Raw genomic sequence first — 5,890 nt, forward strand, 5'->3', positions numbered from 1 at the left:
CGGCAATCCATACAGAGGCCCCACATCGGCTCCGTGGCGAAAGCTTTTCCATTGATGCATGGCGGCCAGCAGGAAGAAGTGAATCAACTCGCGCAACGTAAAGGTTCGAGACGAATCACGATACCCAACCGCTTCGGCAATCAGTTGAATCTCTTCATCCGAAACAAGTTTTTGCATCAAATTCGGGAGTGTGGTATGCTTGTTCATAGAGAGCACCTCCTGGGTTTGTTTGTGTCGCTACTCACATTCTACAGGAAAGGTGCTCTTTTTTCTATACCCTTTGGATTTTATTGGATAATCAACACGCCTGTTTTTATTGTTACTGTATATCATCCATATTATTCGGAATGTTGCATCAAGGGTGCATTTTTACAAGTATTTTAGTTAGATTTATATTTGTAACCCGTGGTGCTAGTTGAGTCTTAACGCTCAACTAGCCCAAGAACAACAAGGGAGTAAGCCAGTAAAATACCATCCAGTGCCGTTTCAAATCCAGAAATCGAGTTAGCTCGAATCTCGGTGATCCGATACGAATCGACTAAAATCGAAAACACGGTTTCAATCACTTTGCGTTTTCGTTTCATCCACTGTTTCCATGCGTCGGATTGGAGAATTCGCTGATTTTTTCGAACGGGCGTCCAAAAAGCGACTCGATGCTCTTCGTACAGCTTCTTTTGTAGTTTTTGGCTGATGTACCCTTTGTCACCTAGGTTATATGGATGTGGAATTTGCGTCATGACGGTTTCAGCGGCCACCCGATCGTGACAAGACGCTTCGGTGACAACATATCCCATCGGAGGCCCTTGGTCGGTGACCTGCAGATGAAGTTTCAACCCATAGAAAGCAATCCTTTTGGAAGCACAATAGCCAATATCGGCAATTCCACGGAATCGTTTGACGCGATGCATTCGAGCTGAATGACACAGCTCGATCGGCAAGCTGTCCACGACCGCATACGCATGGTGTTGTCCACGCTTGGCCAGCTGGTGCCGCATCCACTTGATCGCAAAGCCAAGCGCCCGGCAGCGATGGTTGTACCGAGAACGTTCAGGGAACAAGGCCTTGGGAAACAAATTCCCGATCACAAGCCGGTGCCAAGCCCGTTCGGAAGTGAAGCCCAGCAACTTTCCAAGGACATGGATGGTGATGATGACTTCGTCTTTCTGTTTCAACAAATGACGATTTCGACGTTGAAGAGGAATCTGGATACTCGATAGTTGAGCCGATACAAAAAGCAAAATCGATGCATATTGTTTTTGAAGTTTGACACGATCTGTAGTAAAATGAAAGTGCTCTTGCATGGGGATTCTCCTTTCGAATGGTAGGTCGCACTTTCATTTTAAGGAGATCCTCATGCAAGGGCTATTTTTTATGCTTGTCTGACTTTATCTAGCACCACGGGTATGTTATAGAGTTAGGGAAGATTGCTATAGAATCTACTTTATTGATTAAGGAACTTCAAACGAAACAGGGAATCTTAGAGGCATATTTCCATGTTAATAACCCATCTTGATGACAATTCATATTGGTATTGTATATAAAAATCGGGAAACAGCAAGGTGATGTACTTGAGGCAAAAATTAGAGAAGAGATTGTCCTATATCAAACAGAGAATATGCTACAAAACGTGAATTATTTGTCAATAAAAATAAGCTGTTTGAACATATTAGCCATAATATGTCAAACAGCTTATTTTATATATAGGCATCATATAGACACAAAAGCAACATTTCCATCATCTGTGGTGCTGCACCGCGGCATGGCTGGCTACTAATGGGCTTTGTTAGTGGTTATTTATTCAGCTTCAGCTGTTTTAAGCATTCGGAACATTGGAAGCATGACCAGAATGCCAATGACAAAGAGAGCGGCAGAGGCCAGATAGATCGTGAATAGGGAGAATTGTTCTTTCAACAGACCAGCCAAGCTCATCGTGATGACCATCGAACCCATGAACAGAGGGGTCAATATTCCGTTGACACGTCCTACGAACGTTTCGTCGGTATTGTTCAGTATAATTGTATTAATGCCGATATGAAGAGCGGGCATGAATAGACCGATGATAAACTCGGCCATTAAGGTAAGCCAGAACATAGTGGACCAACCCATAACAAAAATTCCTGCAGCCATGCTTCCCATACCCAGCATCAGCAGGATGTGCGGCGCAATCCGGTTGGAGAATACCATCGCCGCAGCGCCGCCGATGATCATAGCTGCTCCATGGGCTGCAAACAGCCATTGCAAGTAATTCTCTTCCAGACCAAGGCGCTCTGTTACAAGAAAGATGGCCAACGGGTGGATTAAGCCAAGCCCTAACCCAGCAGCCATGAAGCCGCCTCCCAAAGTCACAAGAATCTTGCGCGACCATACATATTGAAAGCCGAGCTTCATTTCATGCCAGAGCGATGTCTCATTTTTGTCCTTCTTCTCCATCTGGTCGGGAGGCAATAAGGTCAGCACAAGAGCAGATAATAGAAAAGCTATACCTACTACCGCCATAGAGATGTAGATGCCGAATTGTTGAAAGACGAAGGTGCCTAAAATCGGACCGATGATCATGAAAATAGCCATCATTGTCTGAAATAATGACATCCCCGCCTGCATCTGTTCTCTCGGAACGTGTATTTTGAACAGCTTCATCCCCGAAGGCTGAGAGAACTGCGATAGGATCGCGGAGACAAATGTCGCGAGGAAAACAGCCTTCCATGTGCCAAACAGGAGCGCCATTAATATGACAAATATCGATATAGCGCTTAAGAGGTCGCACCAGATCATCGTTCGTTTTGGCCGCCAACGGTCTGCGAACGTACCGCCAATAAAGGAAAAAATAAAAATCGGTGCGAACTCGGCCACCGATATGAGTGAGACGGCAAACGCATCCCCATTTGTCTTCTCGGTGACAAACAATAGAATCGCAAAGTTGCGCACCCAAATGCCGACCTGAATAAACAAGCCAGCCGTCATAATCGTTTGGATGAAACGATTGCGTAATAGCGAAGCCATGGATGGATTTGACTTGATTGATGACATAAGAATGACCTCTCCTAATCTTGTATTCGTATAAAAATTGGCTGTTAACTAACCGTTAGCTTTTTGCAAGGTTTAACTGCCATAAAACATATGTTCCCGTTACTGTATTATCAGTGAATGGACGCAAATTGTCAACTGTTACAATTTTATATTCACATAAGAAATCTTCGTTTTTGGAACTGCTTACTGGTTCATAAAAATGCTGATAGATGCGGAACTTCCTGAAGTCTGCAAATTCGACGAAGAATGGTGTGACAGTGGGAGACCGAATTTGTATTGGGCGATGAAAGGATCGATAAACAGCTAAACAAGCGGAATTAACATTTGATAATATTAATTGATTTGTTATAATATTCATGAACCTCTCCCACCTTCATTCCATGAAGAGGTGGGAGTTTCTTACCATCTCCACCAAAGAAGCTTCTGCGCAGAAGAAGGCGGTCTCCTTCTACTCGATGCATTCATCGGAAGCCTTCTTGATGGGTCCAGTAAGCAACATCGGCTTTGCACCGATGGGGCGGTCCAACCCTTCTACTACTTCTTGCTTACGCAATCCGTAGATACGTCAGCTTTGTTTGTACGTTCCAATGTTTGAAGGCGCCATGCAGCGCTTTGCTTAAGATATTTCTCGCGCCATGAACATCACGATGTTCCTCATACCCACACTGGCACACAAACAAACGGGAAGATGCTTTTTTTCTCTTTTGGCAGACAGGAAGACTAGCTCGTATACGACTCCTCGATTTCATGCAAGCGAATGCCATGTTGGGCCAGCTTATAAGCGAGATACTTCTTCACTTTCCCGAATGACCAATTCGAGAGTCTTTGTGCTTGTTTGCGGCTCGTACGTTTTTTCTTTCTCGTGTTCCGCTGCACCCCTTCGACGTTTCCGATATACACATCGGAGACGGATTGCTTTAAACACCAGTCAACAAACTGTTTGGTCGTTTTATGAAGTGCATCCCGCAGCTGTCTTTCGGATTTCGATAACGCATATTGTTTCGCCCGTTTATACTTTTTCCATCGGCGTGATCCTTTTTGGCATTTCGATTGACGCTGCTGGATCTCCGCCAGTTTTTTATTCCGCAGCCGGTGAAGGGAGCGTATTTTTCTTCCCGTGATGAGGAGAGCTTGCCCGTTTTCGCAAAACGCACCTATGGTGTGTACTTCTCCAAGATCGACTCCGACGGAGGAATCCGGTTTGTACGCTTTTGCCTTTTGCCTATCTTCATACGTCACAGCCAAATAAAGACCATGATCAAAACAGCACTCAATTTCTTTGATCGTTCCCTTTGGCAGATGCGACGCATACACGACAATCGGCTTTTCCCGTTTTCCGTGATGGATGCCCATGGAGAGTTCGATTTTTCCGTTTTCATACACTTTGAAACCGTCTTTCGCCCATTTCGTTGGAAAATACTTCTTTTTCTTGTAGGGATAGCGGGCAGGATGTCCTTGCTGGATGGAGTGGTGTGCAGCTTGTCTTGCGAAGAGGTATTTGTGGCAGACGGCTTGAATCGATTGGCTGTGAAGATGGAACTTTCTTTTCGTTTGTTTTTGCAGCTCGCTTTTGGTAATCCAGCATCCATGTTGGAGAAAGTATTCTTTGGCTAAGCGGAGGCATTCATTCCAAACACGGGCGGATTCGCGATTGCAGGCGTACAATCGGTCCAAATCCGCTTTCGATGCCCGGAAGAACACTTTTTGCCCCCGAAGCATGAGCATTCCTTCTTTCTTTGTTTGATGGATGATTTGATTATAGCACATATGTTCGTTTTTAGGAATCAAAAACTTCCCGATTCCTCTCCCTCCTTCACTCCGTTTAGAGGAAGGGAGACTTCTCGGGAAAAATATTAAAAATAGAGGTGCAGTGTGAAATGAAAAATATCATAAGCATGAAAAATGTGTCCTTGATAAGAGAAGACCGAGTTATTTTAAAGGATATAAATTGGGAAATAAAAGAAAAGGAACACTGGGTCATATTAGGTTTAAACGGTTCAGGAAAAACGTCCATATTAAATATCGTAACAGGCTATCAATATCCGACAAAAGGGGAAGTTTCTGTTTTAGGGCATCAATTCGGGAAAACGAACTTGCCTGAGCTTCGAAAGCAAATCGGTTTTGTCAGCAGTTCTCTTGACCGTTTCAATCAAACGTTAAGAGCGGAAACAGTAGAGGATATTGTGATAAGCGGTAAATTCGCTACGATCGGATTATACGAAAATGTGGCCAATGAGGATCGAGAGCAGGCCGAACAGCTAATGGCATCTTTGCGAATCGATCATTTAAAGGGGAAAACGTATGACACATTATCAGAAGGAGAAAAAAGAAAAGTACTTATCGGAAGAGCGTTAATGGCAAAACCAAAATTGCTTATATTAGATGAACCGACCATAGGATTAGACATTTTAGCCAGGGAAGATATTTTATCATTAACGAAAGAAATTATTGCACATCAACAATGTCACGTACTATACGTCACTCATTATATTGAGGAAATTATAGAAGAGATGACACACGTATTATTGTTAAAAGAGGGGCAAATTGTAGCTGGGTCAAGTCCTAATTATTGTGTAAATTCCCCTTTGATAGACAACATGGACCTGATGACTTGACGTATGGTAGGCAAGTCCGGCAAGTCTCCCTGCCAGTCGCCTTCCCGGACAAACGATCATGTTGTCAAGGAACAGGCGTGTCAAGGAGCTTTCGCGGCATATCCTCGCTTCGCTCCGGTATTCCACGTTCTCCTTGACACAGCGAAGGGGTTACCCTACTCTTTTCATCTCCGAAACTTCCTGATTCACCGATCGAGCTTCTTGCTCTTTCGTTTTCCGCCACTGCCAATATTCGGACATATCCAAGT

5 protein-coding genes and 1 pseudogene are annotated in these 5,890 nt (G+C 44.1%); 1 reads left to right on the forward strand and 5 read right to left on the reverse strand.

Annotation, left to right across the window (positions count from 1 at the left end):
- The 5 genes and pseudogenes from BM278_RS17670 to BM278_RS17685 form a co-directional block, all read right to left on the reverse strand.
- Positions 1 to 207: pseudogene (locus tag BM278_RS17670) on the reverse strand (IS4 family transposase); the annotation flags it as partial.
- Between the two features lie 215 nt (positions 208 to 422).
- The gene (locus tag BM278_RS17675; RefSeq protein WP_090952369.1) at positions 423 to 1,301 is read right to left on the reverse strand and encodes an IS982 family transposase; all 879 of its coding nucleotides are present in this window, start codon (positions 1,299 to 1,301) and stop codon (positions 423 to 425) included.
- A 493-nt stretch (positions 1,302 to 1,794) separates the two neighbouring features.
- On the reverse strand, positions 1,795 to 3,027 hold the full coding sequence (locus tag BM278_RS17680; RefSeq protein ID WP_090952372.1) for an MFS transporter: 1,233 nt from the start codon (positions 3,025 to 3,027) through the stop codon (positions 1,795 to 1,797).
- A 545-nt stretch (positions 3,028 to 3,572) separates the two neighbouring features.
- Positions 3,573 to 3,791: a zinc ribbon domain-containing protein gene (locus BM278_RS19405; RefSeq protein WP_341461774.1), complete on the reverse strand. Its 219-nt coding sequence runs from the start codon at positions 3,789 to 3,791 to the stop codon at positions 3,573 to 3,575.
- Positions 3,748 to 4,746 (reverse strand): RNA-guided endonuclease InsQ/TnpB family protein, encoded by a 999-nt coding sequence (locus BM278_RS17685; protein ID WP_167359682.1) that lies wholly within the window; start codon positions 4,744 to 4,746, stop codon positions 3,748 to 3,750. Before BM278_RS17685 ends, BM278_RS19405 begins: the two co-directional genes overlap by 44 nt.
- A 158-nt stretch (positions 4,747 to 4,904) precedes the next feature.
- Between BM278_RS17685 and BM278_RS17690 the strand changes: the two genes are divergently transcribed.
- Entirely contained in the window at positions 4,905 to 5,642 is a 738-nt protein-coding gene (locus BM278_RS17690; RefSeq protein WP_244151230.1) for an ABC transporter ATP-binding protein, read from the forward strand.
- Positions 5,643 to 5,890 lie beyond the last annotated feature (248 nt).

The organism is Parageobacillus thermantarcticus, from assembly GCF_900111865.1.
Classification (GTDB): Bacteria; Bacillota; Bacilli; order Bacillales; family Anoxybacillaceae; genus Parageobacillus; species Parageobacillus thermantarcticus.

Coding starts and splice junctions, on each gene's coding strand:
- BM278_RS17675 (WP_090952369.1), bottom strand. CDS start 1,301: ATGCAAGAGCACTTTCATTTTACTACAGATCGTGTCAAACTTCAAAAA.
- BM278_RS17680 (WP_090952372.1), bottom strand. CDS start 3,027: ATGTCATCAATCAAGTCAAATCCATCCATGGCTTCGCTATTACGCAAT.
- BM278_RS19405 (WP_341461774.1), bottom strand. CDS start 3,791: ATGGCATTCGCTTGCATGAAATCGAGGAGTCGTATACGAGCTAGTCTT.
- BM278_RS17685 (WP_167359682.1), bottom strand. CDS start 4,746: ATGCTTCGGGGGCAAAAAGTGTTCTTCCGGGCATCGAAAGCGGATTTG.
- BM278_RS17690 (WP_244151230.1), top strand. CDS start 4,905: ATGAAAAATATCATAAGCATGAAAAATGTGTCCTTGATAAGAGAAGAC.